The sequence below is a fragment of the Rhodococcus sp. C26F genome (assembly GCF_053345925.1).
Map to the genome: position 1 here is coordinate 27695 of NZ_JBKFBA010000009.1, position 24298 is coordinate 51992.

Genomic DNA, 24298 nt, shown 5'->3' on the forward strand with positions numbered 1-24298 from the left:
GACTAGGCTCGGCTCCGTGAGCGTGCGTGCAGGAATCATCGTGACCGGGACCGAAGTGCTGACCGGGAGGATCTCCGACCTGAACGGACCGTGGTTGTCCGACCAACTCCTGAAACTCGGCGTCGACGTCGCCCACATCACGATCTGCGGTGACCGGCCCGCCGACCTGACCGCACAGTTGCGCTTCCTCGCCGAGCAGGGCGTCGATCTCATCGTCACCAGCGGGGGCCTCGGTCCCACCGCCGACGACCTCACCGTCCCCACCGTCGCCGAGTTCTGCGATCGCGAACTGCTGCTCGACCCCGAACTCGAAGAACACATCGCAGGTGTCATCCGCCGCTTCCGCCCGGACACCCCGGATCTCGACGCCGGGCCGACGCGTATCGGAATCCGCAAGCAGGCGCACGTGCCCGCCGGTGCCACCGCCCTGCCGCCCACCGGTACTGCGCCGGGCGTGGTCATCCCCGCGGTCGCCGACGACGGGCCGGTACCGACCATCGTCATCCTGCCCGGCCCGCCCGGTGAGCTGCAGGCGATGTGGCCGAGCGCGGTCGCCTCCCCCCCGGTCGCCGACGTGTTGGCGCGAGCCGACGACCTGCAGCAGCACACCGTGCGCGCCTACGGATTGCACGAGGCACAACTCGCCGAGACGCTGCGCCGGGCCGAAGCAGAGATCGCCGGCCTCGAACGCCTCGAGATCACCACATGCCTCCGACACGGCGAACTCGACATGGTCACGCGAGTCGCCTCCGGTGACGCGGACATCTACCATCGCCTTCTCGACGTCCTCACCGAACACCATGGACGCCAGATCTTCTCGACCGACGGTTCCACCATCGACGACCAGCTGATCGCCGCCCTCGACGGCCGCACGATCGCGACTGCGGAGTCGTGCACCGGCGGACTCGTCGCTGCGCGTCTGACCGACCGCCCCGGGTCGTCGGCCTATGTCATGGGTGGCGTCGTCTCGTACTCCAACGACGCGAAGTCCGATCTGATCGACGTACCGGCCGAGATGATCGCGGAGCACGGCGCGGTGAGCGAGCAGGTCGCCGCAGCCATGGCCGAGGGTGCCCGACGTCGCCTGAAGGTCGACGTCGCGGTCTCCACCACCGGGATCGCCGGCCCCGACGGTGGCACCGAGAGCAAGCCGGTGGGGACGGTCTGCTTCGGCGTCGCGATCGAGGGACGACCGACGTACACGGTCACCCGCCGTTTCCCCGGCGACCGCGAACGGGTCCGGACTCTGACCACCACCGCAGCACTGCATCTGGTTGTCACACAGCTCGGTCGGGATTGAGCCTGCACGCGCGCACCCTCGGCGGTTGTCAGCCCTCGCGTGCCGCCTTCAGCTGAGTCCGAAGAGAATCCACTTCGGCTCGGAGGTCGTTGATCTCGTCGATGTAGGGACGGATCCGGGCGCGGACCGCTTCGTCGGTGTACTGCGGGATCAAGCTCCGAGAGCAGTTCCAGTCGAAGGCCTCGACCTCGATGACGATGCTTCGTTCGCATCGCGCCGAGATTCTCCGCCCGTCGCCGAGATCGCGCAGCCGGTCGAGAAGCTGCGGGTCGTCTTCCGCATCGACCACCCGCGCGGTACCGAAGAGCTTCAACCGTCTCTTCAGCGGAAAGTCCGCGAGGAACAGCGCGACCCTTCCGTTGTCCGCGATGTTCCCGACCGAGACGAATTGTTGATTGCCTCGGTGGTCCGCGAACCCGATCGTCTGCCCACCGAGGTGGTGCAGGAACCCGACGGGTCCGCTGCGGTACTGGACATAGGGCCATCCGCTCGGGGTCACCGTCGCCATATGGAACTGGAAGCTTTCGCGTACGAGAGCGAGTTCCCGGTCGCCCAACGGCTGAGGTCCTCGGTCGGGTTCGTCGAGGTCGGCACCATAGGCAACGATGCTGCCCGCAGCTTCCTGACGCGCGACCGCCTCCGGGCCGAACGCCAGATGGTGATACCTCGAACCCATACCGATCTCCTCGCCGATGTCCGTTATGCCGACAACGAGACAGTGCATCACAATCGACCGTGACCAGAAAGACGCGGGTGTCGACCCTGCAGTTCGCCGACAGCGGCCATCTGGTTTACGATACGGAACGTGTCGTATCTGAATGAGCCGCCTGTGCAACGCGGACGTCCACGCGACGCCGAACTCGAGCGTCGGATCACCACCACCGTTCTCGAACTACTGGCCGAGGAAGGCTACGAGGGCGTGACATTCGAGGCGGTCGCTCGACGTTGCCAGGCGTCGAAGGCAACGCTGTATCGACGATGGCCGTCCAAGCGCGACATGGTGCTCACAGCAGTGAAGGACGCCCCTGCGCATCCCTCGGCGGTCCCACTCCGGCGCGGCGAAACACTCCGCGACGATCTGCTGATGCTTGCGCAACGCCTCAGCCTCACCATGTCCGCAACCGACAGCAACGCCGCCTTCATGCTGCTCCACGCGGGACTCGAAGACCCGGAGTTGTGCGACGCCATCGAGGAGACCGTCGGCCCGACGGGCGCGCGCCTCCCCCAGGCGGTCCTCGACGACGCCGTGGCACGAGGCGAACTCCCTTCGGGCGCTCAACCATTCGCATACGAGGAGGTCGTGGGCACAGTCCTGCTCCTGCGACGAGCGAACGGCCTCACCGTCGACGACACCTACCTCGAAGCCCTCGTCGACACCGTCATCATTCCCGCGCTCACCGCGTCCGCCGACCGAACGGACCTGCCCGCCGGGATCTTCTCCGGCCACCCCGAAACCTCCACCACGACTACGACTACGGAGACCCCATGACCATCTGCACCATCGAGGACTTCACCTACCGCACGATCACCGGGGACGGCGGCGTGAAGCTCAACGTCGCCATCGGTGGGCAGGGGCCGGGTGTCGTCCTGCTGCACGGTTTCCCGCAGACCCACTACATGTGGCGCCATGTCGCCCACACACTCGCCGACGACCACACCGTGATCGTCCCCGACCTGCGCGGCTACGGCGCCAGCGCCCAACCCCCGGCCGGCAACCCCGAGACGTATTCCAAGTGCACCATGGCGAACGACATCATCGCGGTCGCCCGCGAGATCGGTTTCGACCACTTCGGCCTTGTCGGTCACGACCGCGGTGCGCTCGTCGCCGTCCGCGCGGGACTCGACCACCCCGACGCCGTCGACTACCTCGGCATCCTCGACGTCCTTCCCACGATGGACACCTGGGCCGTACTCCAGGGCGTGAACGCGAAGGTGGCCTGGCACCTCTATCTCATGGCCCAGCCCGCAGGGATGCCCGAGAAGATGATCGCCGCCGTCGCCCCGGAGTTCTTCGGCTCGTTCCTCGATGCGTGGGACCCCACCGGAACCACCTTCACGCCCGAGGAGCGCGATCACTACGTCACCAGCTCGATCAACTCCGTCGACTCGATCGTGGCCGACTACCGCGCCACCGCCGGCATCGATCTCGACATGGACCTCGCCGACCGCGAAGGCGGGGCTCGGCTCACCATGCCCGTCGCGGTCATCTCCCAGGACTGGGGCTCTCAGCTGGGCTTCGACGCCTCGGCCCTCTGGCGGGCGTGGGCACCCGATTTCACCTACCAGGCCACCACCAGCGGCCACTTCATGGCCGAAGAGAACCCCGACGAGATCGCCGGCTTCATCACCGAGCTGGCCGCCCGTACCCCGGCCGAGCAGCCCTGACGGACATGCCACCGGAGTCACCGGTCAGGGGTGACCACGATCACCGAAAAGCGCGCATCCTTAACATGACGAACAAACGGGACATCGATATCATCGACCTCAATTGTTGTCTGTCGGGGGCACACGAGGAGAATCGCGCATGTCCCGGATCGATCGCAGACGCACTCGCACCGTCGGCCTGCTCGCCGCAGGTCTGCTCACCGCAGGTCTGAGTGTCGCGGGTCCGGTCGGTTCCGTGTCCGCCGACCCGGTCCGCAACTGCCCTGAGCGGTACGTCCTCGCCGTCGACGGAACCCGCGGCTTCGAAACCCTCGACTCGATCGATCCGGAATCCCCCTTGGCGAAGATCTCCGCTCGGTTCGAGGCTCCCGGCACCGTGGTCGAACACATCCGCTACCCCGCAGTGGTCGTGCCGCTGCCCGGGACCGGCTCGCACGACGATTTCGACGGCATCGACGACGACGGCACCATCGCCTACGACAGGTCGAAGCAGATCGGGCATCAGCGACTCCGCCAGACCATCACCGTCCGACACAGCACCTGCCCCGACTCGGACCTGTTGGTGCTCGGCTACTCGCAGGGCGCCTCGATCGCGGGCGATGTTCTCGCCGAGATCGCAGCCGACGGGTCCGTTCCCCCCGAACGGATCTCGGGCATCCTCTACTCCGATCCCCGCGACGACCGCGGCGTCGAGACCCTGTTCCCGGGTCCCGTCGCTCCCGGCGTGACGCTCGGCGGCGGCCGGAACGACTTCGGTGAGATCCACGTCGAACGAGTCTGCATCGAAGGCGACGCGGTCTGCGACGGTCGCACACCCGAGGACAGCAAGGACTGGCTCCGCGAGAACGTGACGGGGTACTTCCAGTTGCACACGAAGTACCCCGACTACCAGCCCTGACCGAGTCGGGCCGGAGAGTTCGCCGCGGGAGATTTTGGGTCCGAGCGGTCGTTACCGATAGCAATAGGAGTCCGAGGACGCATCGCCACCTTGGAGGCGAACCTGGTGCGCCCGCAGTCCCCGGAAGTCGTCGCCGTGCGGGAAGAAGCGATCGTCGATCTCCATCCCGCCATGAGGGTCGGTGTGCATCAGTGCCATCCAGGCGCCGACCCCGTCCGGGTAGAACTGGTCGTCCCAGGCCCCGTACAGGGAGTTGGTGACGTAGACCCGCTTGCCGTCCCGGCTGATCTCGACCATCTGCGGACCGCCGGCCAGCGGCTCGCTCGGTACCGCCGGATGGGCACGGCGGCCGACGATCCCACCGAGTCGGACGGACCCGGTCTCCTTCGGATGGGCGGGGTCACGCACGTCGTACTGCTTGAGCTCGCCGGTACCCCAGCACGAGACGTAGAGGAACGCGTCGTCGACGGACAGGTCGATGTCGGAGACGAGCGGCGGCACCGCACCGAACGGCTTCAGCGCCGGCGGCAGTACATCCGAGTCTGCCGGCTCGGCCGGGATGGTGATCACCTTGTCCACGGCCCAACCGTCGTCACCGCGGCGCCAACGCCACACCGACGCGGACAGATCCTCGGTCGAGACGACCACGCCGACGTATCCCCACGTGGCCTCCGGGTCGTGCGACGGGCGCAGCTCGAGCGGCATCTGGTACTGCGCGCCGAGATCCACTCGCTGCTGGTGCTCACCGGTGGACAGGTCCCAGAAGTGGATGGCATGGCCGTATTCGTTCGCCAGTAGCAGCTCGGGTACCAATCCGTCCTCGATCATCGACGGTGTGCCCCATTCGCTGCTGATCAACGTGTTCCGATTGAGATGCCACCAGGCGTCGTACGCGAAATACTGCGGCCCCCGGTCGGTTTCCCACTGCCGGAGCACGTCGAACGTGCCGTGATCGAGCAGGGCGATCCCGCCCGGGCCGTCCGATCCGTCGGCACCGCCCAGGCACGTCATGAACACCCCGTCCGGTCCACAGTGCAAGGTGTGCGGTCGAGAGTAGCCCGCCTTGGCGGCGAGATCGGCAGCATCCACGACCTTGGTCACGGTGGGTTGACGTGGGTCGGGTTCGGTGTCGAGCACGAACAGGGACGACGAGCGGATGCCCGGCACAATGAGGTATCGGCGCGCCAACCCCGTCATATCGTGACCTTCGTGCTTCAACGCTGCTGCAGGCGTTCCAACCGAAGTGGTGCAGTTCGTTGCCGAGTCCGGGTACCTCGGTCCAGCCCACCACCCGGCCGTAGGTGTCCGAGTCGGGATCCACGTCGATCACGCTCATGGCGTCGGGTTTGTCCGCCTCACGATCGAACGCGACCACGTAGGCCAATCGCTCCGGTGGGGCGGCGGCCGCGTCTGCCGCGGTCCGATAGAAGGTCGGGTCTGTGATCGGCTGACTCATTTTCAGCCTCCTTCGTCGAGGAGACCCCACGAGTCAGAGTACGAGGATCGCGTGAAGGACGGAACCGTGGCGAACTCATGGGAGCGTGCAGAGCTCCGGATGATGGTTCGTCCTCACCCGCTGCCGACGACAACAGCTACATGTTCGTCAGGTCGCTGGTAGAACCCCGCTCCACATCCGGTATCCGCGCTTCCAGGCGTTGCGTCGTCGGTACAGATACGAACGCGGACTGTCGCTCGCGACAACACTTCTCGGCCCGTCCGGGGCCCTCGCACTGAAGGTCCAGCTGCGTCCACCGTGGCATGCGGCGGGCCGCCCGTCGTGAACGTCGTCGAACACCATGTGATCGGCCACTTCCCGGCCGGGAAGGTCTGGTTGCAGCGGCACGGCGAAAAAGTGACGAAATAAGGGGAGGTTCTGTGCGAGTTCTTCACCGGAACCGCACACAACCTCCCCCGAGTTTCGACGGCCGCTACTCCTCCTCGACGCCACCAATAGCGCAACGCAAGAGGGAACCCATCCTCAGGTAAGGGTGGGTTCCCTCCTCGATGAGTCCCTAGAGGACTGTCGTTACTGCAGTCTGCGCAGGACTGTTATGCCTGTGCAGCGGCAGGTTCCTCGACGTGCTCCACGGGGCCGGCTTCCGTGATGGGATAGACGGGGTATTCCACACCCGACAGGTACTGGACCGTTCGCACCACCTGGCACGAGTAACCGAACTCGTTGTCGTACCAGACGTAGAGGATGGCGGTGTCGCCGTCCACGATCGCTGCATTGGCGTCGATGATGCACGCCGCGCGCGAGCCGATGAAGTCGCTCGACACTGCGTCGGTGGCCGAGGTGTAGTCGAGGTTGCGGCGCAGCGCACCGGTGAGCGACTCCTGGTGCAGGTGCTCGAGCACCTCTTCCTTGGTGGTCTCACGAGTCAGCTGAAGGTGAAGGATCGCGACGGACACATCCGGCGTAGGAACGCGGATCGAGTTGCCGGTGATCTTCGCCTTCAGATCGGGAAGCGCCTTCGCGACCGCCGAAGCGGCGCCGGTCTCGGTGAGCACCAGGTTGAACGGCGCGGAACGACCGCGACGGTCGGCCTTGTGGTAGTTGTCCAGCAGGTTCTGGTCGTTGGTGAACGAGTGCACCGTCTCGACGTGGCCGCGCACCACACCGAACTTGTCGTCCATGGTCTTCAGCGGCGGCACGATGGCATTGGTGGTGCAGGACGCGCACGAGACGATCTTCTCATCCGGGTCGATGGCGCGGTGGTTGACGCCGTGCACGATGTTCGGGAGATCACCCTTGCCCGGCGCGGTGAGCACCACCTTGGCGATACCGGGGCGAAGGTGGTTCGACAGCCCGTCACGGTCGCGCCAGATGCCGGTGTTGTCGATCAGGATGGCGTTGTCGATGCCGTACTCGGTGTAGTCCACGCTCGCCGGATCGTTGCTATAGATGAACTTGATGACGTTGCCGTTGGCGATCAAGGCGTTGTTCTCGGCGTCGACCTTGATCGTGCCGTTGAACTGCCCGTGGACGGAGTCGCGACGCAGCAGCGAGGCACGCTTGGTCAAGTCGTCGCCGCTGCCCTTCCGCACCACCACAGCGCGCAGGTTCAGGCCGTTACCCGAGCCGGCCTTCTCGATAAGAAGACGGGCGACTAGGCGACCGATCCGACCGAAGCCGTACAGGACCACGTCCTGCGGCTTCGCGGGGCTCGTCTGAGCACCACCGACCAGGTCCGAGAGGGTCTCGGCGACGAACTCCGGGATGGACCGTCCGGCACCCTCGGCCTGATAAGCCGTCACCAGCAGGCCGAGGTCGATCTTCGACGGCTGCAGGTCGAGGTCGGTCAATGCCTCGAGGAACGGGAAGGTTGCCTCGACCGACAGCTCGTCGCCGCGGATCTGACGCGCGAAACGGTGCGTCCGCAGAATGCCGATCACCGACTTGTTCACGAGGGAGCGGCTGTGAAGCAAGATCGTGACCGAATGCCGGCGGTGCAGACCGCCGATGATCGGGATCATTGCTTCCGCAATAGCCTCTTGCGAGTTCCACTGTGCCAATTCCGGGGTGCTCACTGCGCTCCTCTGCCTTTCCGGCTCGTCTGACACGTCGCAGGCTGTTGGGTGCAGCCCAGACGAGACGCACGTCACTCGCCGGTCGGTGTCCGGATCGGTGGAACCGTACGCGACCGACGCCGATTACGGCGTGCGTACCGCCAAGCATATGAAAGAGCTCTCACGGTTCGACGCCCGGTAGGCGAAACGTGCCCGCGCGTGCGTGAAGCTGATCGTCTCTCCCCCGATAGGAAGGCTTCGTCGACCCCGGAGCTGTAGATGAACCGGCGAGCTGCGTGTGTCGCCAGTCACAACAATTGTGGCGGTATGCGGGATGGTATCAAGAGTCCACCGGCGGGTATTGCGTCATCAATATTCCTGCGCGCAAATGAATCCGGGTCACGTCCTATTTCTGACAGCGCAATGAGGAGGACCATCGGTTGCACCACCCGTCGACGCGTCCCTTTCGGGGTGCACGTCTCAACCTCGACGGATCACCGCGGCGTCGACGAGTACACCGACATATCGCCGCCGAGATTGCCCGTTCGCTGCGCCACGGCCACGCTGGCCTGTGTGTACACCGTGCCATTCACCGATACCGAACGCGAACCGTTCCGGCATCCGTGCGGGCGCCTCCATCGCATGGAGGTCGATGAGTCGATGCATGTGGACACCCCGCTGGTCGTCCCGCCACCGTGCCCGACTGAAGCGGTCATACGTACCGCATGTTCGATGCGACCGATCCGCCGAATCATAGAATATTTCAGATAAGCCGATCCATGTCCTCGCGAAGCACTTGGAGTGAAAGCTCTCCACGAACGATCCACCTCGGCGCGCACCGCGAATAACTTTGCGAATCCTCATCACTTCGCGCAAATGAGGGAATTCGAACCTGACACGCATGGCCCGACGCAGCAAAGATATTGGTACGAACCGAACTGTGGTTGCACTCGCCGCCGGAATGGTAATCGCGTGCGGCTCGATCGGTGTAGCGGGCGTCGCACCTGCGAATCCGGTCGAGCGCAGCACCGGAACCTACTCCTATACCTACACGCTCGATGGACCCGTGACGTGCAACGGTGGACCCACGTATACCTTGACCGGCACCGTTACATCTACGGATCACCTTCTCGAGAATCCGGGTGGAAGGAGAGTCATCCAATCGGATTTCACCGAGGAAATCACTGGCATCCCGCTGGATCCATCATTGCCCACGGTCACTGCGACGACCGAAGGAAAACTCGCTGCGAGCACTTCGACGCAGGGAGCCTTCGCCAACACTTGCCATGGGAAAACGGTCGCGACCTACTCGGACGGGAGCACTGAAACTGCCTCGTTCGTCGGCCATACGACCGTCAATCCATACCATCAGAAAATTTTGAATTTCGACAGATGTCACTGAGTTCCCATTTCGGTGACTTTTCGACCGAACTCCGGCCTTCTCAAAACCTTCGAACCGCCAACAGATCTACTTGTCATTTCACACAACCGGGGCAGAGCCCAGGACTTACTCCGAGCTGCGAAAATCCGCGGCTCGCGCGTTCCGATGCCAAGACCCTGCTGCACGTGGCAAACCCGTGAGAAATGACGAGGCCGAGGAAGACTTGCTTAGTGGGCGTTGCAGGGTTTCTGATCGTTTCGACCCAGTCCGCAGCCTGCGAGATGGCGCTAGTTCCTGACTGCAGCCAGAAGATGGGCGGTTACCGCATCCCAGTCGGGAAACTCGGCGCTGCCGAATTTGACCAGTTCACCCGTGAAGTCCTTCGCGCCATTGTGGTCGCGGTCGTCGATCCGGAAGTCTCTGTGATTGAGGTTCTTGTGGTGCGACAGGATCAATCGCTTGTAGGCGACGGAGGTGGGCTCGATGCCGAAATATTTCTGTACCCACAGTAGCTTGTCCGACCACGCTGACGGGTTCTTCCACGGTGCAGTCGAGAGGATGTACGCATCGAAGTGTTCGGCCAGCAGTGTGAATGCGTCGATCGCACCGTCGATGGGATCCATCAGCGCGAAGATCCCGGGTGCCTCGTCATAGCGGTCCTGGTATTCCTGGAAGTCGGCAGCGCCGAGCCGATCGATTCCGGACTTGAAGTGAACCAGCGTGTTGTCGAGGTCGACGTAGAGGATCTTTCGACGATCAGTCACGTGGTGACAATACCTGCGGCATCGTGAGGCGGTGCGCTTACGCCCTGCGTTTCAGCGTGAGTTGAGCCCATTGATTCACAAGGGCCCGTCCGTCAGGCCGGCATATCGACGCGAAGGCAGTCCGCCGAGTGGGACGGTTCGTTGTACTGGCCAGTCGGGTCGACCCCTGTAACCGAGGCCGCCTGCGACCTACTGTCGAGGCCATGAGCGACAACACCCTGCCTCCCATGACCACCTCCGATGGAGTCAACATCCCGCACCGGTGGAGTGAAGACCTCATGGGAGATCCCGTCGCACTCTGGACCCTGGTCGACCTCATGAGCCACGGGCCGGGGTACCCGGCGACCGTCGACGGACTACGCATCCACCCGGACACCAGCCGGGAGGAGCACATCGAGGCGCTCCAGACCCTCGAACACCGTGGATACATAGTCAACGGGCAGCTGCGAGACTTCACCCCCGAGGACTTCGGCGAAACACCGTGACCAGGGGCGATCACGTATTTCTCCGGATGAGAACCGCTCCGAGGATGTGCGTTTCCCAGCGCCGGCAGTGAGGCTGTCCCGACCCGGAGGACGTGTCATCGCCCCAGTTCAGGACCGGTGTTCGACCCGTCCGGGCATTTCGGTGCTCCCGACAACCGACCGGACCTTCGCTGCCGTCGGACGGGGTCCTGGCGGCAGGGCACCCGCCGTTCGGAACATCTCAGAGTCCCGGCCGGAAGTACGACTGCACCCGCGGGTTCGCGGAATCTGCTAGTTCCTCCATGGTCCCCGTAGCGAGCAACCGTCCCTCTTCGACGATCGCGATCAGATCTGCGTAGCCGGTGGCGGTGAGCATGGGGACATCGCCGGTGACCACGAGCAGAGCCGTCCCGCTGTCAGCACACTCGCGAAGCGATGTCCACACGCCGAATGCGGTCCCCCGGTCCAGAGAGGCGGTCGGACCGTCCGCAATCAGAATGTCGGGAGCAACGAGCAGGGCCGCCGCGAGAGCCGCGCGCTGAATGTGCCCAGCCGAATGGTGTGTCGGCAGAGACTCGAGTGCGTCGACCGGATAGTAGGCCGCCTCACACGCTCGAGCGACGGTCCGCTTGCCCTGCTGCTGCTGAGCGCCCGCAGTTGCTCACCGACGGTGCGGTCGGGGACGAAGGCGCCGATGCCGTCCTGGGGTATGTAGCCGACGGTGCCCTCGATCAGCACCTCGCCGGTGATCTGCGCGGTCACGGGCAGACGATCGGTGAGGGCATAGGTGATCATCGTTTTCCCGGCGCCGGGACCTCCCAACAGGGCGGTGATACATCCGGCCGGAACCTCCAAACTCACCTCGGTGAGAACCGTCTCGCTCCAACGACCGGTGTCGATGTGCACGGTCAGAGAGCGCAGTTCGGCTGGCATGAAATCAGTGTCGAGCCTGGTGCGCTGCTGTCAACAACGTCGGATCTCCGCCGGATCGGTCCTTCGCATGTCCGTGACCGACGCGCGCCGTGCCGATGCATCGACCTATCGAAGGCTCAGCCGACGGTGTTTCGCGGCCGCACTTTCGGCGGAAGAACAGCTCGTAACCGTGCCGGCCGGGTCGTCTACCGTCTGCGGGCAAGGTGCCTGACACGAGTTGCGGCATTGAACGCCGCCTTCACTGCGCGATCGGCAATCGACCCGTCGGCTGGTAGCAACTGGATCTGGCGGGCGAATTCCATTTGGTCGTAGCGCACAGTGTTGGTGACGACATGGCCGTTCTCGACGACGAAGTGGTCGAATCCCTCGAGGTCGATGTGTCGCCCGGTGCCGGCGATGCCCATGAAGGTTCCGACGTGCTGCCCGGTCAGGTGCCAGTGGACGAGGACATGGTGTCCAGACTCGGCGGCCGAGACGATCTCGAGGGTGAAGTCAGCGAGAGCGGCGAAGACCTCTTCGAAGTAGGCCACGACCTCGGCGCGGCCGTGACACGTCCCAGTAGGGAAATGCACGGTGGTGTCGGCGGTCCAGAAGTTGCGCAGACTGTCGAGATCCTGGGCGCTGATGCGCCCGATCGCCCACTGCACGAGTTGCGTCCGAGAGGCATCGCTCGGCGGTGCGATCGGGGTGGAGGAAACGGTGTGATCGGGCATCTCTGCTCCCATGCACGGTGGTGTTACTGCACGGAATCTTCCTCTTTCGAGGCTAACGCCCGCCTGTCCGAACGCGGACGCAAACGACTCCCCCCCAACGATGCCGGGAAGCGCCGGAAAGGTCACGGTCACCCCGACACGACGCTGCGGCGCTCGTCTCCGACATCGTGCGAGCGCCGCAGCGTGAATCGGCTACGCGTGCAGAGCGTCTCGGAGGAACGCAACCGCCTGGGCAACCGCAGCCTTAGCGGCGAACGTGTCATGCAGCGAGTTGACCATGACGAAGTCGTGGATGATGCCCTGATAGCGCACTGCTGTTGTGGGAACACCGGCCCGACGGAGCTTCGCGGCGTAGGCCTCGCCCTCGTCACGCAGCACGTCGGCTTCGGCCGTGATGACGAGCGCCGGCGGTAATCCGCTGAGCTGGTCGGTGGTCGCGCGCAACGGCGAGGCGGTTATCTGGGCGCGTTCGGCCTCGTCGGTCGCGTACTGGTCCCAGAACCACTTCATGCCCTCGCGGGTGAGGAAGTATCCCTCGGCGAACTCGTGGTAGCTGACGGTGTCGAACGCAGCGTCGGTGACCGGGTAGAACAGGACCTGGGCGGCGATGTCGATGCCACCACGTTCCTTGGCGAGCAAAGTCAGGGCCGCGGTCATATTGCCGCCGACCGAGTCACCGGCGACCCCCAGGCGGGTGCCGTCGAGGTTCTTGTCGGCGCCGGCGCTTGCGATCCATTGCGCGGTGGCCCAGACCTGCTCGAGTGCGTGCGGGTAGCGCACCTCGGGTGAACGGTCGTATTCGGGGAAGACGACGGCGGCGTTCGCACCCACGGCGAGGTCGCGCACGAGGCGATCGTGGGTGTGGGCGTCGCCGAAGACCCATCCGGCGCCGTGCGTGTAGACGATGACCGGGAGCATGCCGGTGACCCCGGCCGGGCGCACGATGCGGACCTGGACCGTCCCGGTCGGGCCACCGGGGATCTCGATCCATTCGTCATCAATTACCGGCTTGAAGATCGGTTCGTCCTGCACGCCGTCGACAGCTTTTCGGCCGTCTTCGGGCGCGAGTTGGTAGAGGTACGGCGGGTTGGCGGTCGCCTCGACGAACGCTTGAGCGGCCGGCTCGAGGGAGATGTTCTTCGGGTTCGCGGACATGACGGAACTTCCTTTTGATCGGTGACGCCGGAGATCGAGAACGATCGTTCTCGCTCTGGCGTCGACTGTAGAGAACGATCGTTCTCAGCGTCAAGAGAGGGCCGAGAATTTTCGTCGGAACCCAGCCCGAGGAGGCAGAACACCCCCAGCCGACGCGGTGGACGAATGCATCGGCAGATCCCTTGCCGGCCCGGACCGAGGCCTGGAGAACCAGCGTTCTCAGGGTGCGTAGACTGGCGGCGTGAACGAGGAGATCCGTACCCGCATCGTCGAAACCGCCGATGCACTCTTCTACAGCCGCGGCTTCGGCCAGGTGGGCATGGACGCCGTGCGCGATGCCGCCGGGGTATCGCTACGCGCGCTCTACAAGGAGTTCCCCTCGAAGGACGAGTTGATCGCGGCTGTCCTCGCCGGCCGTCACGAGATGTGGACCAAGGGGGTCGAAGCGAAGGTCGACGCGATCGCCGACCCGGCAGCCCGCCTACTGGCCGTGTACGACTTCCTGAGCGAATGGTTCGCAGACCCTCACTTCCGCGGCTGCGGATTCATCAACGCCTTCGGCGAACTCGGGTCGGCGAACCCGCGCGTCGCCGAGATCGTGCGCGAGCACAAAGCCGATTTTCAGCGCTACGTTGCGCGCCTCGTCGCCGAGGCCGGTGCACCCGACTCTCTCGCTCCTCAGCTCGCCATCCTCGCCGAAGGCGCTCAGACCACCGCGGCCATCGCGGGCACGACGGATGCCGCGACACAGGCACGTGCTGCAGCGGAAATCCTCATCAACTCCGCGCTGGCCGGTAAGTAGCACCAGGCTCGTCGGCACAGGAACGAACCGGAACAACAAGCCCGGTTGAATCGGGGCCTCCATCCACGAGTAGCGAACTCAAGCAGCGGTTCTCGCCTGCATCCGTGCCGGAACGGGTCCGGCGGCAACCAGGGTGAAAGGTGTAACCACCGCGAAGTCGTTTGTAAGGGATTCGCTCCGCACCGTTCGGACGATTCCAGCCAGAGCCAGAGTAGTTTCGAGCATGGCGAAGTGGTCACCTATGCAGGTACGGGGCCCTCCACCGAACGGCAGATACTGCCAGCGCGAGGGTGGCGATGATCGCTCCCGGTCGAACCGATCCGGATCGAAGCGTTCCGGATCATCCCAAAGCGCAGGGTCGTGATGCAACGCGTAAATTCCCACCGCCACATTCGTTCCGGCCGGGATCCGGTAACCGTCCACCTCGACGTCCCGCATCGCCCTCCGCCCCACTATCGCCCCTGGAGGACACATCCGCAATGCTTCATGGAGCACGCGCACGGTGTACGGCAAGCGGCCGATATCGGCTGCCTGTAGAGGACGATCACCGACTGCACTACCTTCCTCCGCCACACGATCCTGCATCTCCGGGTTACGGCCCAATTGCCACAGGCTGTACGTCAGCGTGGTGGCGGTGGTGTCGTGACCAGCGAACAGGAAGGCGAACAGCTCATTTCGAATGTCTTCATCACTGAACGGCATACCGGTCGCCGGATCGGTGAGTTCGAAGAATCGTCGAATCAATTCGGCGCTGGTGTCGGACCCGGTGCGCGCGTCCGCCATCGCTTCCTCGAGTGCTTCGGTGATGACCACCATGGACTTGTGGTACCGGTGCCGGGCGGGAGTCGGCATCCAGGCCGGGGCCCGCACAGGCTGCAATCCGCGACGGGTGACGAACTGCAGCGCTCGGGTGAGATGCGGCCCGAGGGTGTCGGCCTGCCCGCTGAGGTCGATCCCGAACAGCGATCGTCCGAGCACTCGCAAGGTCAGCCTTCGCGTTTCCCGATCGAGGTCGACTGTGCCGCGCTCGAGCCACTCCGTCGCCATAGCGTCGGCAGTTTCCGCCATACGATCGGCGTAGAGAGCGACGTGTTGTTTCGTGAACAACGGTTGCAGCGCTCGTCGACGAGGCACCCACGGGTCGTGAGGAAGATTGAACACGTTCTTTCCGCCCCATAGCCGTGCCTGGACGAAAAGCTCTGTCTCTTTGTCGAAGGCACCGTCGGCGCCGCCGAGCACATCGTGAGCGCCCTGCGGTGACGTGACGATGGCGAACGTCGGCGTCCATCGTCCGGGACCGGTACGAACAAGGGTGACCGGCCCTCCGGCATCACGGAACGTTTCGGGGCCGGTATCGAACTTGCGAAGTGCTCGGATGCGGTTGATCCACGGCATCGACACAGCGGGCGGGAGAGGAGAGTTTTGGGCTTGTTCGGCTGTCCTGGCCATGAGTCAGGTGTCCCTCCGAACGCGCGCGCATACCAGACCAAACCTCGATTTTCTTTCCGGCACATCCGATTTGACAAGGTCATGACCACGAATTCGACGTGTGCAACCCGTCAATACGGGAGCACACGTCAGAACGGCGCAGTAGCTGCGGAACCGCAGCACGGTGGCAGCGTCCAAGACGTCCGCGTCCGGATATCGCCACCGCCTGCACGATACGTAAACGATTTTTGTTGTGCTCGAACGCATTATCTCGACGAGACAATGTGTCACCCGGATGATTCACTGCCGCGACCCGTCGAGACCGTTCCGCCCCCTACGACACCACCCCCTGTTGTGCGAAAGTGCCCGACACAGAGTCTCGGTCATCCGATTTCCTCGATAGACCGAGGCGCGCACTCCCCCATACCACGCGCGCGAACATCGTTGGGCGCATCAATGACTCGGGGCGGTCGAGAAGATGGGCGACTCGCGCGAATGCAGCTCCCACTCGGGGGTCACCGACGCCGGCCCGATACAGCAAGCCCAGGTAGGCGTTCATCAGCCTCGTCTGCACAGACCGATCCCCCTCCACGACAGGCATCCGCAGATCCGATTCGGCAGACATCGACCACGCCTCGTCGAGGATAGGTTCGATTCCGCGCAGGAACCGGTACGCAAGCGTGTCCTCGTTCCCAGCACAACACTCGCGAAGAACGAGCGCTTCCATAGCCGCGACGCTCATGCCCTGCCCATAAACGGGATTGAAGCTGCAGATCGTGTCACCGAACGGTAGGTATCCCCTGGGCAGTTGGGCACCCGTGAAGCGACGACGCACAGTGGACGGAACCCGATAGTGAACCGACGGACCGAGAGGCTCGGCGTTGCGCAGCAACTCCGCCAACTCCGACGCAGGGAGGGAAGCCGCGAAGCCGACGAACCGATCCTCGTCCAGTGGTGGCGCGTCGTCACCGTAACCGGCCAGTGTCACGATCCAACTGTTGTCCTCCTGTGCCAGTAGGAATCCACTACGAGGATTGCTCGGACTCGCCTCGACGAGCAGACCGATATCGCCCTGCAAGTGCGACGGCTCTCGTCGATAGCGGCGAGTGGCGTAGGTGAGACGGATGGACATTCTCTGCTCTTCAGGTGACGCGAACCCCTCCAGCTCCAGCAACTTGTGCACTTTCGAACTACGACCCGAGGCATCGACGAGCAGGTCCGCGGGGATCGGCCGGCTCTCCGTACCGTCTTTCCCGTCGTACACCAGCACTCCGGTTACAGCGCGATCGACGGGATCCAGGGCGATCGTGTGGACCGGACATCGATCGATGATCTCCACATTCGAGACGGACTCGAGCCGACTGCGTAGATGCCACTCGAGAAACGGACGGCTGACGAGCACAGGACGGACCCCGGAACGATCTCTCGCCCATCGGCGACCATCGAAGACCAATCGGAAGTCGGCGAGCTGATCTCCTGTCGGAGCACCGCGGTCGATCAATTCGTCGACGAAGCCGGGGAACAACTCACCCATGATCTCCTTGCCCCGCACGGTCAAGACATGAGCATGCCGACCCTGCGGCACACACCACCGAACACTCGGTGCTTCGGGCAACGTGTCGCGCTCGACGACGATCACTCGATCGAAGCGATCGCTGAGCGCACGCGCGGCCAGCAGACCCCCTACTCCGGCACCGATCACTACCGCAGTCGAGTTCCTGATCTCGGTCATGGCTTCAGTGTGTTGTCACAACAGGGCGAGAACCATCCCTCACTCGGGGGGGTAATGCGATCCGAGCTTGCGAGCTGCCTGTTGTCAGTTCGACACCAGACGCACGTACAACAACCGGTCGTCCGCGGCAACGACACCGCTCCCGAAGGAATCGATACGGATCAACTGTTCGCCACGGACGACGCCGAGCACGATCTCGGGCAACTGGCGTGGCGGGACGCCGACTTCGTGCGGGGCGACCTCACGTTCGGAGACCGCGAAACCGGCCTCCGGGGTCAGCAGGTCCTCGATCATCTCCACCACCGTGGGCGTGGCGGGAGCCAAACCCAGCAACCGGCCTGCGGTCTCGGCCGAGACCACCACCGTATCGGCGCCGGACTGGCGCAGCACATGGGTGTTCTCCGATTCGCGCACCGCAGCAGCGATGCGTGCCTGCGGGGCGAGCTGGCGCGCGGTGAGGGTGACCAGAACGGCGGTGTCGTCCCGGCTCACGGCCACGATGATCGACGCGGCATGCCGCGCCCCGGCCAGTTGCAGGACATCCGACTTGGTGGCCGAGCCGTGCACGGTGACCAGTCCCTGACGCGACGCGGCGTCCAGACTCATCGGATCGGTGTCGACCACCACGATCTCCGAAGGAGGAAGCCCATCGGCGAGCAGGGCATCGACAGCGCTACGGCCCTTGGTGCCGTAACCGACGACCACGGTGTGACTGCGGGTGCGCCGCCGCCACCGCTGGATCTTGAATGCCTGCCGAGAATCCGCGGTCAGCGCCGACAAGGTGGTACCGACCAACACGATCAGGAAGAACACCCGCAAAGGTGTGATGACCAGGACGTTGATCAGCCGGGCCTGCGGTGTCAGTGGCGCGATGTCGCCGTAACCGGTGGTCGACAGTGAGACGCTGGCGTAGTAGATGCAGTCGAGCAGCGAGAGCGGATTGTCCTGCACGTCGCGGTAGCCGTCCCGACCCAGATACACCACGATCACCGCCACCATCAGCGCCGCCAGGGCGTAACCGATCCGGCGTACGATCGCGCGGCCCGGACTGGTGAGCTCCTGCGGTACGCGCAGTACACCCACAAGCGCGAAGTCGGGACGGTCGGTGAGGGTGTCCGGGCGCCCCAGCGGAACCCGCAACTTACCGGGCATGATCGAACGCACCCATCCCTCGGCCGCTCACCGGACTACCCCAGTCATGCCCGTCAGCTTAGGACGATCTGCTCCCCGATGAGCGTCGGTCCGCAAGCGGGGCACCCCGGCTGTCGTGTCGGTCATGACGGACGCAGATCCGGCCCGTAGCCCTCCACAGTGCGTCGCGTCGCGTCGGCAACCACATCGGTGAAGGAACCCCCGCTCTCGAGAATGCGACGCTGCCTGATCGCCCCATTACCTCGATCCAGGATTTCCGACAGAGCGTCGTGCACGGAGCGGTAGACGTCGAGTTCCTCCAGGATCGGCCGGACCTGCACGAGCAGTCGCCGGATCAGGTCGACGGCCGGAACCAACTGCGCAGAGCCGAGATCCACACCGTGCCCGGCCAGACCGTCCCGCGCGGCTCTCCAGCACGCCGCGCGCAGCAGCTCCTGGTCGACCGAGGGCGCCGCCTCGCCGCGTTCGATCGACGCCGTCGCCCGGGCGACCAATGCATACACCAAGGTGGCCAGCGTGACGGTCTCCTCGACGGTCGCGGGCACATCCGCGATGCGGATCTCGAGGGTCGGATGATGCGCGGAGATCCGCACATCCCAATAGACCATTCGGGGGTCCAGGATCGTGCCGGTGGTGAGCAGCGATTCGACCGCCGCGTCGTATTCCGCGGCCGAGGCGCACTGCGGGGGCAGTCCCGCGCTCGGCCAGCGCCCCCACCGCAGGTATCGCCAGCTGGCATATCCGGTGTCCCGGCCGTCGGCGATCGGCGAGTTGGCGGTCAGCGCCAGCAGGGCGGGAAGCCATGGGCGCAGATGGTTGATGAGCTGGGCCGCGCGGTCACGATCGTCGACACCGATATGCACGTGGCATCCGCAGATCACGCCGTCGGCGACGCCATGATAGTGCTGTGCCATGCGTTGGTAGCGAGGCGTGGCGGTGACCGATCCGCTCGGAGGTTCGAAGATCGGTGTGCCGACCGCTACGAGCCGGCATCCTGCGCGCGCTGCGGCGTCGGCGGCCGTCGCGCGGGAGCGGCGCAGCTCTTCGCGTAGGTCCTGCGGGTGTGTACATACCGCGGTGGCGGTCTCGACCTGACACGGGGAGAGCTCGACCCCGAGCTCGATGCCGAGTGCGCGCCCGGCCTCGATCACATCGAGACTGCGCAGGAGGGGACGACCGGTACGGGGATCGACCAGGACGAATTCCTCTTCGACGCCGATCGTGGCCGCCGCCCCGCCGCGCACAGGAGAGGTGTCGGTCGGTCCTGTGGCGGCCATGGCCATGGCGTTCTCCCCACTCGAGATCTTTCACTCTACGAAGGAAGAGCGGCCGGCGTGGGTGTACTGCAGTCGGGGATCTGTCTTACCGGACGGTGCGTGCGCGTTGCCGGTTGGCGGCGTGGCGGAGCTGCAGGATCCGCAGGCCCCCGGCGAGGCCGACGATCACCGCTCCGGCGATCGCAGCGAACAGCAGTGCCACACCCAGCGGCAACGAGAAGTCCCACGCGAACAGTTCGAGGGTGACGCTGTCCAGGTTCTGCAGGATGAACACCAACAGCAACAGCAGAATCAACACACCGACGATCAGGGCGGTCCACAACGCCCCGGTGCGGGTGCCTCTGATGCCTTTGCCCCGGGCGACGTCGGGATGCAGCCTGCTGGGAGCGTCCGGATCCGGTGTCGCCCCGGATGGGGGTACCGGAGTTTCGCTACGTCGCGCGGGCGGCGAGAAATCGGGGTTCGAATCGCCGGGGCCCCTCGAGCTGGTCGTCATGTTCGATCGGGTACCCCGGCCCTGTTCCGGTTATCCCACCGGCAGAATCTTTGCGGTCAGTTCACGTCCCGGCTCCGCACCAGAATCCCTGTGGTGACCACTGCGACGACGATGTAGGCGGTGACGGTGATGAGCGCCCTCGGTCCCGAGATCACATCCACCACCCCGGGTGTGCCGTCCCCTCCCCCGGTCACCGCGCCGACGAGCGATCCGGCTGCGGTCCCCGGCAGGAAGGCCGTCACGTCCTCGACGAGCTGCAGCGCGGAGCCGACGCCTCGCAGCAGATTCTCGACGACAAGCGTCCATACCAGACCCAGGCCGACCGACAGCGCCGCACTGCGGGCGTAGGTGCCGAGGGCGAAGCCGATCGTTCCCCACATCATGAACACGAGGTACGCCGTACCCGCGGAGCGAAGAAGTGCGCCGGCCGACGGCATCGTGAGCGGTTGTGTTTCGATCGTGGCGAGCGAGACGGACACGACCGTGCACAGCACAGCGGTGACGACCACCATCGCGGCAACGATCACCGCAAGAGCGAGCAGGGCACCGATTGTCGGGCGCAGACGGCCGTGAGTGAACACGGTCTTCCACGTTCCCCAGCTGTACCCGTTCCCGGCGATGAGAGCACCCAGGACGAGCACGAGCGCACCACCGAACAACGGTGTGCCCTGGACCAGGACGTCAGGGATCGATTCGGGCAGGACGCTCTGCAGCAACGCTGCGGTCGGCTCCCCTTCCGTGGAGAACCCGGCCGTTCCGGTCGTGTAGGAGACGTACGGGAACACGTAGCCGAAAACCATCGCGAGCAGGAACCACGTGCCGACCGTCGCCCACATCGCCGGCCACGAACGCAACCGGTACAGCTCGGCACGCAAGCTCCGAGCAACGGTGTTGTGCCGTGCGGCAAGTGAGGTGGAATCGGAGTGCGAGCGGAGTGTCGAGGCGGACATGTCACGCCCCCTTCGTGGGTGTGGAACCAGTGGTCATTTCGAGGAACACGTCCTCGAGGGTGCGTTCGGCCGGTCCGACCGACAACACATCCACGCCGTCGGCGACGAGCGCGCGGACGACGTCGGGGGCGCGATCGGGCGGCAGATCCAGCAGCACCGAGTCGCCGTCGATTTCGAACCCGTTCTCTCCGGCGAGATCCGATGCGATCGAGACCACCCGATGCACGGGCGTGCCGCGAACTTTCAGCACCGCGTCGCCGAGCAGGGTGGAGACGGTCGATTCGCGCACCAGGCGCCCGTTCGCGATCACACCGACGCGGTCGCAGATCTCCTGGACCTCGCCGAGCAAGTGGCTCGACAGAATCACCGTGTGCCCGGACCGTGCGAGTTCGACGATGAGAGCCCGCATGTCGGCCATGCCGCTCGGATCGAGTCCGTTGGTGGGTTCGTCGAGCACGATCAACTCCGGGTCGCCGAGCAGGGCCGCGGCCACTCCGAGACGTTGCTTCATCCCCAGCGAGTACGACTTGTACGCGTCACCGCCACGGTCGACGAGGCCGACCCGAGCCAGCACCTTCTCGACGGATCGGTCGCTCAGCCCGCGGTGGCGTGCGAGGGTGCGGAGGTTCGCGCGTCCCGACAGGTACGGGAAGAAGCCGGGACCTTCGATGAGAGCACCCGTGGACGCTGATGCTTCACGGGATCCGGCCGTCCTGCCGAGAACCCGGACGGATCCGGAGGTCGGGCGGATCAGGCCGAGGATCATGCGGAGCGTCGTGGTCTTCCCGGCGCCGTTGGGCCCGAGGAATCCGTAGATCTCGCCACGTCGGACGGTCATGTCGATGGAGTCGACGGCAGCGCGATCGCCGTAGCGTTTGGTCAGGGCCGAGGTCTCCACGACGATATCGGTCCCGGTGGAGTGCCTCCGCCCGGGTGGGTCGGTGGTGGCGATTCGGGTGTCTTCGGTCATGCTCCGATCGTGGTCCCGGAAGGCGCCGTCGTCGTCCGCCGACGGGCGTGATCGAGCTACGCAGAATTGCGTACAGAATGCGCACCGCGTCGATCGGCCGGCGCGGCTAGCGTCGAAAGACGTGGGAATCGATCACAGCCGTGCGGTCGCCGACCCGGTGATGCTCCGCGTCGGGTTCGCGGTCACTCTCGCTGCCCTGGTCACCGTGGCGACGCTCGGGGCAAACAGCATGCGACCGCTGCCCGCCATGATCGGCGCGGGTGTACTCGCAGCGGCATGCGTCGGGGTCGCGCTGACCGCTCCACGATGGCCCCGAACAGCCCTGATCGCGGCTCCTGCACTCGTGGGCTTGTACTTCGCGACGGGCGGCGCCGACGGGCCGATCTTCCTTCTACCCGCCCTGGCGGCGTTCGGTGCGGCGGGTGTGAGGCCGGTCCGAGAGCTCGCTGTCCCGGGCCTCGCTGCAGGTCTCGTGCTGGTCGCCGGGATGACGGCACGGGTCGTCGTCACCGGATATCCGGCGTGGGTCGCGATGTGGCAGACGCTCGGCACCGCGGCCATCGCCGTCGCCGGCGCTACGGTGGGTTTCTGGCGGTCGGCGCGGCGGGATGCGAACGCCGAACGGGTCCGCCGCGCTGCAACCGAGGAACAACTACGGATCGCCCGCGACCTGCACGACGGCGTCGGGCACGGACTCGCAGTGATCGCGATGCAGGCCGGCGTCGCACTGCACGTGCTCGAGCGCGATCCCGACGCGGTGCGGGACGCGCTGGTCGCCATCCGCGACACGAGTCGCGATGCGCTCGGTGAACTGCGCGCCGAACTCACGAGCCTCACCGGCGACACCGCCGCCCGCCGCCCGCAACGCGGTCTCGCCGACCTGCCGGTTCTCGTCGATCGGATCCGGGCCGCCGGACTCGACGTCGACGTGAAGGTGCCGGCGCGTCAACTGCCCGCCGACGTCGATCACGTCGCATATTCGATCGTCGCGGAGGCGACGACCAACGTTCTGCGGCATGCGCAGGCAAACACGGTGATCGTCGAAATCGCGTGTGAAGGGCAGACGGTGACCGTGCGGGTCGCCGACGATGGGCACGGCCGCGCGACGGACGCATCCACCGGCGGACTCGGACTCCGTGCGATGGAGGATCGCGCGGCAGCCCTCGGCGGAACGCTCGTCGCCGAGCCCGGACCCGATCGAGGATTCGTGGTGCGGGCGGTGCTCCCCGTCGGTGCGTCCGAGCGTGTGGAGGACTCGCTGTGACCGTGCGGGTGGTGCTCGTCGACGATCAGGCACTCGTCCGGGTGGGCCTGCGGACGTTGTTCGCCTCCGAACCGGATATCGACGTCGTCGGCGAAGCAGCCGGCGGCATAGAAGCACTCGTAGTCGTGGCGCACATCCGCCCCGACGTCGTTCTGTGCGACATCCGGATGCCCGCACCGGACGGTCTCGAGGTGTTGCGTCGGATCACCGCCGACCCTGCGCTGCGAGATGTCCGCGTCGTGATGCTCACGACCTTCGAACTGGACGAATACGTCTTCGAGGCATTGCACGCCGGCGCGAGCGGATTCCTGCTCAAGGACGCTGAGCCGACGGCCCTGCTCGATGCCGTGCGCGTCGTCGCCGACGGCGGATCGCTGCTCGCACCGTCGGTCACCCGGCGCGTGATCGAGCACTTCGTCCACACACAGGACACCGCACAACCACACCCCCGGATCGGGGAACTCACGGCGCGGGAACGTGAGGTCGTCGCGTGGGTCGCGACGGGGCGCTCGAACAAGGAGATCGCCGATGAGTTGGTCGTCAGCCCCGACACCGTACGCACGCACGTATCGCGCGCGATGCTCAAACTCGGCGCTCGCGACCGGGCACAGCTGGTCGTGTTCGCGATCCGATCGGGCCTGCAGCCGTGACGGTGCCGGTTCTCCGAACAGCAAGCGACTCTGCACAAACAGCGCTCATCTGCCCGGTACGAGATCGGCAGGAT

At 65.3% G+C, this 24298-nt stretch carries 23 protein-coding genes and 1 pseudogene; 9 read left to right on the plus strand and 15 right to left on the minus strand.

The window, feature by feature from the left end:
- The first annotated feature begins 16 nt into the window (after positions 1-16).
- Positions 17-1300 carry a competence/damage-inducible protein A gene (locus tag ACLBYD_RS12620; protein ID WP_447816695.1) on the plus strand — a complete coding sequence of 428 codons (1284 nt, stop codon included), beginning with the start codon at positions 17-19 and terminating at the stop codon, positions 1298-1300.
- Between the two features lie 28 nt (positions 1301-1328).
- On the opposite strand, the gene ACLBYD_RS12625 is transcribed toward ACLBYD_RS12620, so the two are convergent.
- The gene (locus tag ACLBYD_RS12625; RefSeq protein WP_232512278.1) at positions 1329-1976 is read right to left on the minus strand and encodes a pyridoxamine 5'-phosphate oxidase family protein; all 648 of its coding nucleotides are present in this window, start codon (positions 1974-1976) and stop codon (positions 1329-1331) included.
- 129 nt (positions 1977-2105) lie between these two features.
- On the opposite strand from ACLBYD_RS12625, the gene ACLBYD_RS12630 reads away from it, so the two are divergent.
- From ACLBYD_RS12630 to ACLBYD_RS12640, 3 genes are all read left to right on the plus strand, one after another.
- Positions 2106-2789: a TetR/AcrR family transcriptional regulator gene (locus ACLBYD_RS12630; protein ID WP_447816696.1), complete on the plus strand. Its 684-nt coding sequence runs from the start codon at positions 2106-2108 to the stop codon at positions 2787-2789.
- The gene (locus ACLBYD_RS12635; protein WP_447816697.1) at positions 2786-3685 is read left to right on the plus strand and encodes an alpha/beta fold hydrolase; all 900 of its coding nucleotides are present in this window, start codon (positions 2786-2788) and stop codon (positions 3683-3685) included. The genes ACLBYD_RS12630 and ACLBYD_RS12635 overlap by 4 nt, the downstream gene beginning before the upstream one ends.
- Positions 3686-3824: 139 nt before the next feature.
- Positions 3825-4583: a cutinase family protein gene (locus tag ACLBYD_RS12640; protein ID WP_447816698.1), complete on the plus strand. Its 759-nt coding sequence runs from the start codon at positions 3825-3827 to the stop codon at positions 4581-4583.
- A gap of 51 nt (positions 4584-4634) precedes the next feature.
- Here ACLBYD_RS12640 and ACLBYD_RS12645 read toward each other — a convergent pair.
- Positions 4635-6039: pseudogene (locus ACLBYD_RS12645) on the minus strand (selenium-binding protein SBP56-related protein).
- A gap of 593 nt (positions 6040-6632) precedes the next feature.
- Positions 6633-8114, minus strand: a complete 1482-nt coding sequence (locus ACLBYD_RS12650) for a glyceraldehyde-3-phosphate dehydrogenase (protein ID WP_081314714.1) — start codon at positions 8112-8114, stop codon at positions 6633-6635.
- A gap of 880 nt (positions 8115-8994) precedes the next feature.
- Between ACLBYD_RS12650 and ACLBYD_RS12655 the strand changes: the two genes are divergently transcribed.
- Complete coding sequence (locus ACLBYD_RS12655; RefSeq protein WP_447816699.1) at positions 8995-9495, plus strand: hypothetical protein; 501 nt, start codon at positions 8995-8997, stop codon at positions 9493-9495.
- Positions 9496-9761: 266 nt separating this feature from the next.
- On the opposite strand, the gene ACLBYD_RS12660 is transcribed toward ACLBYD_RS12655, so the two are convergent.
- Positions 9762-10238, minus strand: coding sequence for a 5' nucleotidase, NT5C type (locus ACLBYD_RS12660; protein ID WP_447816700.1), 477 nt, complete (start codon positions 10236-10238; stop codon positions 9762-9764).
- Between the two features lie 203 nt (positions 10239-10441).
- Between ACLBYD_RS12660 and ACLBYD_RS12665 the strand changes: the two genes are divergently transcribed.
- Positions 10442-10723, plus strand: coding sequence for a hypothetical protein (locus ACLBYD_RS12665; protein WP_447816701.1), 282 nt, complete (start codon positions 10442-10444; stop codon positions 10721-10723).
- A 220-nt stretch (positions 10724-10943) separates the two neighbouring features.
- On the opposite strand, the gene ACLBYD_RS12670 is transcribed toward ACLBYD_RS12665, so the two are convergent.
- The 4 genes from ACLBYD_RS12670 to ACLBYD_RS12685 form a co-directional block, all read right to left on the minus strand.
- The gene (locus ACLBYD_RS12670; RefSeq protein ID WP_447816702.1) at positions 10944-11147 is read right to left on the minus strand and encodes a hypothetical protein; all 204 of its coding nucleotides are present in this window, start codon (positions 11145-11147) and stop codon (positions 10944-10946) included.
- A gap of 47 nt (positions 11148-11194) precedes the next feature.
- Complete coding sequence (locus ACLBYD_RS12675) at positions 11195-11635, minus strand: ATP-binding cassette domain-containing protein (RefSeq protein WP_447816703.1); 441 nt, start codon at positions 11633-11635, stop codon at positions 11195-11197.
- Positions 11636-11820: 185 nt separating this feature from the next.
- On the minus strand, positions 11821-12348 hold the full coding sequence (locus ACLBYD_RS12680; protein WP_447816704.1) for an ester cyclase: 528 nt from the start codon (positions 12346-12348) through the stop codon (positions 11821-11823).
- 192 nt (positions 12349-12540) lie between these two features.
- Positions 12541-13503, minus strand: a complete 963-nt coding sequence (locus ACLBYD_RS12685) for an alpha/beta hydrolase (RefSeq protein WP_447816705.1) — start codon at positions 13501-13503, stop codon at positions 12541-12543.
- Between the two features lie 241 nt (positions 13504-13744).
- Here ACLBYD_RS12685 and ACLBYD_RS12690 point away from each other — a divergent pair, with 241 nt between their 5' ends.
- A complete protein-coding gene (locus tag ACLBYD_RS12690; protein WP_447816706.1) occupies positions 13745-14305 on the plus strand; it encodes a TetR/AcrR family transcriptional regulator in 561 nt (186 codons plus the stop codon).
- 78 nt (positions 14306-14383) lie between these two features.
- Here the strand turns inward: ACLBYD_RS12690 and ACLBYD_RS12695 are convergent, their stop codons facing one another.
- From ACLBYD_RS12695 to ACLBYD_RS12725, 7 genes are all read right to left on the minus strand, one after another.
- Positions 14384-15754 carry a cytochrome P450 gene (locus ACLBYD_RS12695; RefSeq protein ID WP_447816707.1) on the minus strand — a complete coding sequence of 457 codons (1371 nt, stop codon included), beginning with the start codon at positions 15752-15754 and terminating at the stop codon, positions 14384-14386.
- A gap of 313 nt (positions 15755-16067) precedes the next feature.
- Positions 16068-17465: an FAD-dependent oxidoreductase gene (locus tag ACLBYD_RS12700; RefSeq protein ID WP_447816708.1), complete on the minus strand. Its 1398-nt coding sequence runs from the start codon at positions 17463-17465 to the stop codon at positions 16068-16070.
- 84 nt (positions 17466-17549) lie between these two features.
- Positions 17550-18617, minus strand: coding sequence for a potassium channel family protein (locus ACLBYD_RS12705; protein ID WP_447816709.1), 1068 nt, complete (start codon positions 18615-18617; stop codon positions 17550-17552).
- A 122-nt stretch (positions 18618-18739) separates the two neighbouring features.
- Positions 18740-19900 (minus strand): carboxylate-amine ligase, encoded by a 1161-nt coding sequence (locus ACLBYD_RS12710; RefSeq protein ID WP_447816710.1) that lies wholly within the window; start codon positions 19898-19900, stop codon positions 18740-18742.
- Between the two features lie 79 nt (positions 19901-19979).
- Complete coding sequence (locus tag ACLBYD_RS12715; protein ID WP_447816711.1) at positions 19980-20390, minus strand: LapA family protein; 411 nt, start codon at positions 20388-20390, stop codon at positions 19980-19982.
- 56 nt (positions 20391-20446) lie between these two features.
- On the minus strand, positions 20447-21340 hold the full coding sequence (locus ACLBYD_RS12720; RefSeq protein ID WP_447816712.1) for an ABC transporter permease: 894 nt from the start codon (positions 21338-21340) through the stop codon (positions 20447-20449).
- A 1-nt stretch (position 21341) separates the two neighbouring features.
- Positions 21342-22310, minus strand: coding sequence for an ABC transporter ATP-binding protein (locus ACLBYD_RS12725; RefSeq protein WP_447816713.1), 969 nt, complete (start codon positions 22308-22310; stop codon positions 21342-21344).
- 121 nt (positions 22311-22431) lie between these two features.
- On the opposite strand from ACLBYD_RS12725, the gene ACLBYD_RS12730 reads away from it, so the two are divergent.
- Together ACLBYD_RS12730 and ACLBYD_RS12735 are read left to right on the plus strand one after the other, a co-directional pair.
- Positions 22432-23574, plus strand: coding sequence for a sensor histidine kinase (locus ACLBYD_RS12730; RefSeq protein ID WP_447816714.1), 1143 nt, complete (start codon positions 22432-22434; stop codon positions 23572-23574).
- On the plus strand, positions 23571-24224 hold the full coding sequence (locus tag ACLBYD_RS12735) for a response regulator (protein ID WP_447816715.1): 654 nt from the start codon (positions 23571-23573) through the stop codon (positions 24222-24224). Before ACLBYD_RS12730 ends, ACLBYD_RS12735 begins: the two co-directional genes overlap by 4 nt.
- Positions 24225-24298: the final 74 nt, after the last annotated feature.

Bases quoted from the DNA above. Each gene is read 5' to 3' on its own strand.
- ACLBYD_RS12625 (WP_232512278.1), bottom strand. From the start codon at position 1,976: ATGGGTTCGAGGTATCACCATCTGGCGTTCGGCCCGGAGGCGGTCGCG.
- ACLBYD_RS12635 (WP_447816697.1), top strand. From the start codon at position 2,786: ATGACCATCTGCACCATCGAGGACTTCACCTACCGCACGATCACCGGG.
- ACLBYD_RS12640 (WP_447816698.1), top strand. From the start codon at position 3,825: ATGTCCCGGATCGATCGCAGACGCACTCGCACCGTCGGCCTGCTCGCC.
- ACLBYD_RS12655 (WP_447816699.1), top strand. From the start codon at position 8,995: ATGGCCCGACGCAGCAAAGATATTGGTACGAACCGAACTGTGGTTGCA.
- ACLBYD_RS12665 (WP_447816701.1), top strand. From the start codon at position 10,442: ATGAGCGACAACACCCTGCCTCCCATGACCACCTCCGATGGAGTCAAC.
- ACLBYD_RS12675 (WP_447816703.1), bottom strand. From the start codon at position 11,635: ATGCCAGCCGAACTGCGCTCTCTGACCGTGCACATCGACACCGGTCGT.
- ACLBYD_RS12680 (WP_447816704.1), bottom strand. From the start codon at position 12,348: ATGCCCGATCACACCGTTTCCTCCACCCCGATCGCACCGCCGAGCGAT.
- ACLBYD_RS12685 (WP_447816705.1), bottom strand. From the start codon at position 13,503: ATGTCCGCGAACCCGAAGAACATCTCCCTCGAGCCGGCCGCTCAAGCG.
- ACLBYD_RS12695 (WP_447816707.1), bottom strand. From the start codon at position 15,754: ATGGCCAGGACAGCCGAACAAGCCCAAAACTCTCCTCTCCCGCCCGCT.
- ACLBYD_RS12700 (WP_447816708.1), bottom strand. From the start codon at position 17,465: ATGACCGAGATCAGGAACTCGACTGCGGTAGTGATCGGTGCCGGAGTA.
- ACLBYD_RS12705 (WP_447816709.1), bottom strand. From the start codon at position 18,617: ATGCCCGGTAAGTTGCGGGTTCCGCTGGGGCGCCCGGACACCCTCACC.
- ACLBYD_RS12710 (WP_447816710.1), bottom strand. From the start codon at position 19,900: ATGGCCATGGCCGCCACAGGACCGACCGACACCTCTCCTGTGCGCGGC.
- ACLBYD_RS12715 (WP_447816711.1), bottom strand. From the start codon at position 20,390: ATGACGACCAGCTCGAGGGGCCCCGGCGATTCGAACCCCGATTTCTCG.
- ACLBYD_RS12720 (WP_447816712.1), bottom strand. From the start codon at position 21,340: ATGTCCGCCTCGACACTCCGCTCGCACTCCGATTCCACCTCACTTGCC.
- ACLBYD_RS12725 (WP_447816713.1), bottom strand. From the start codon at position 22,310: ATGACCGAAGACACCCGAATCGCCACCACCGACCCACCCGGGCGGAGG.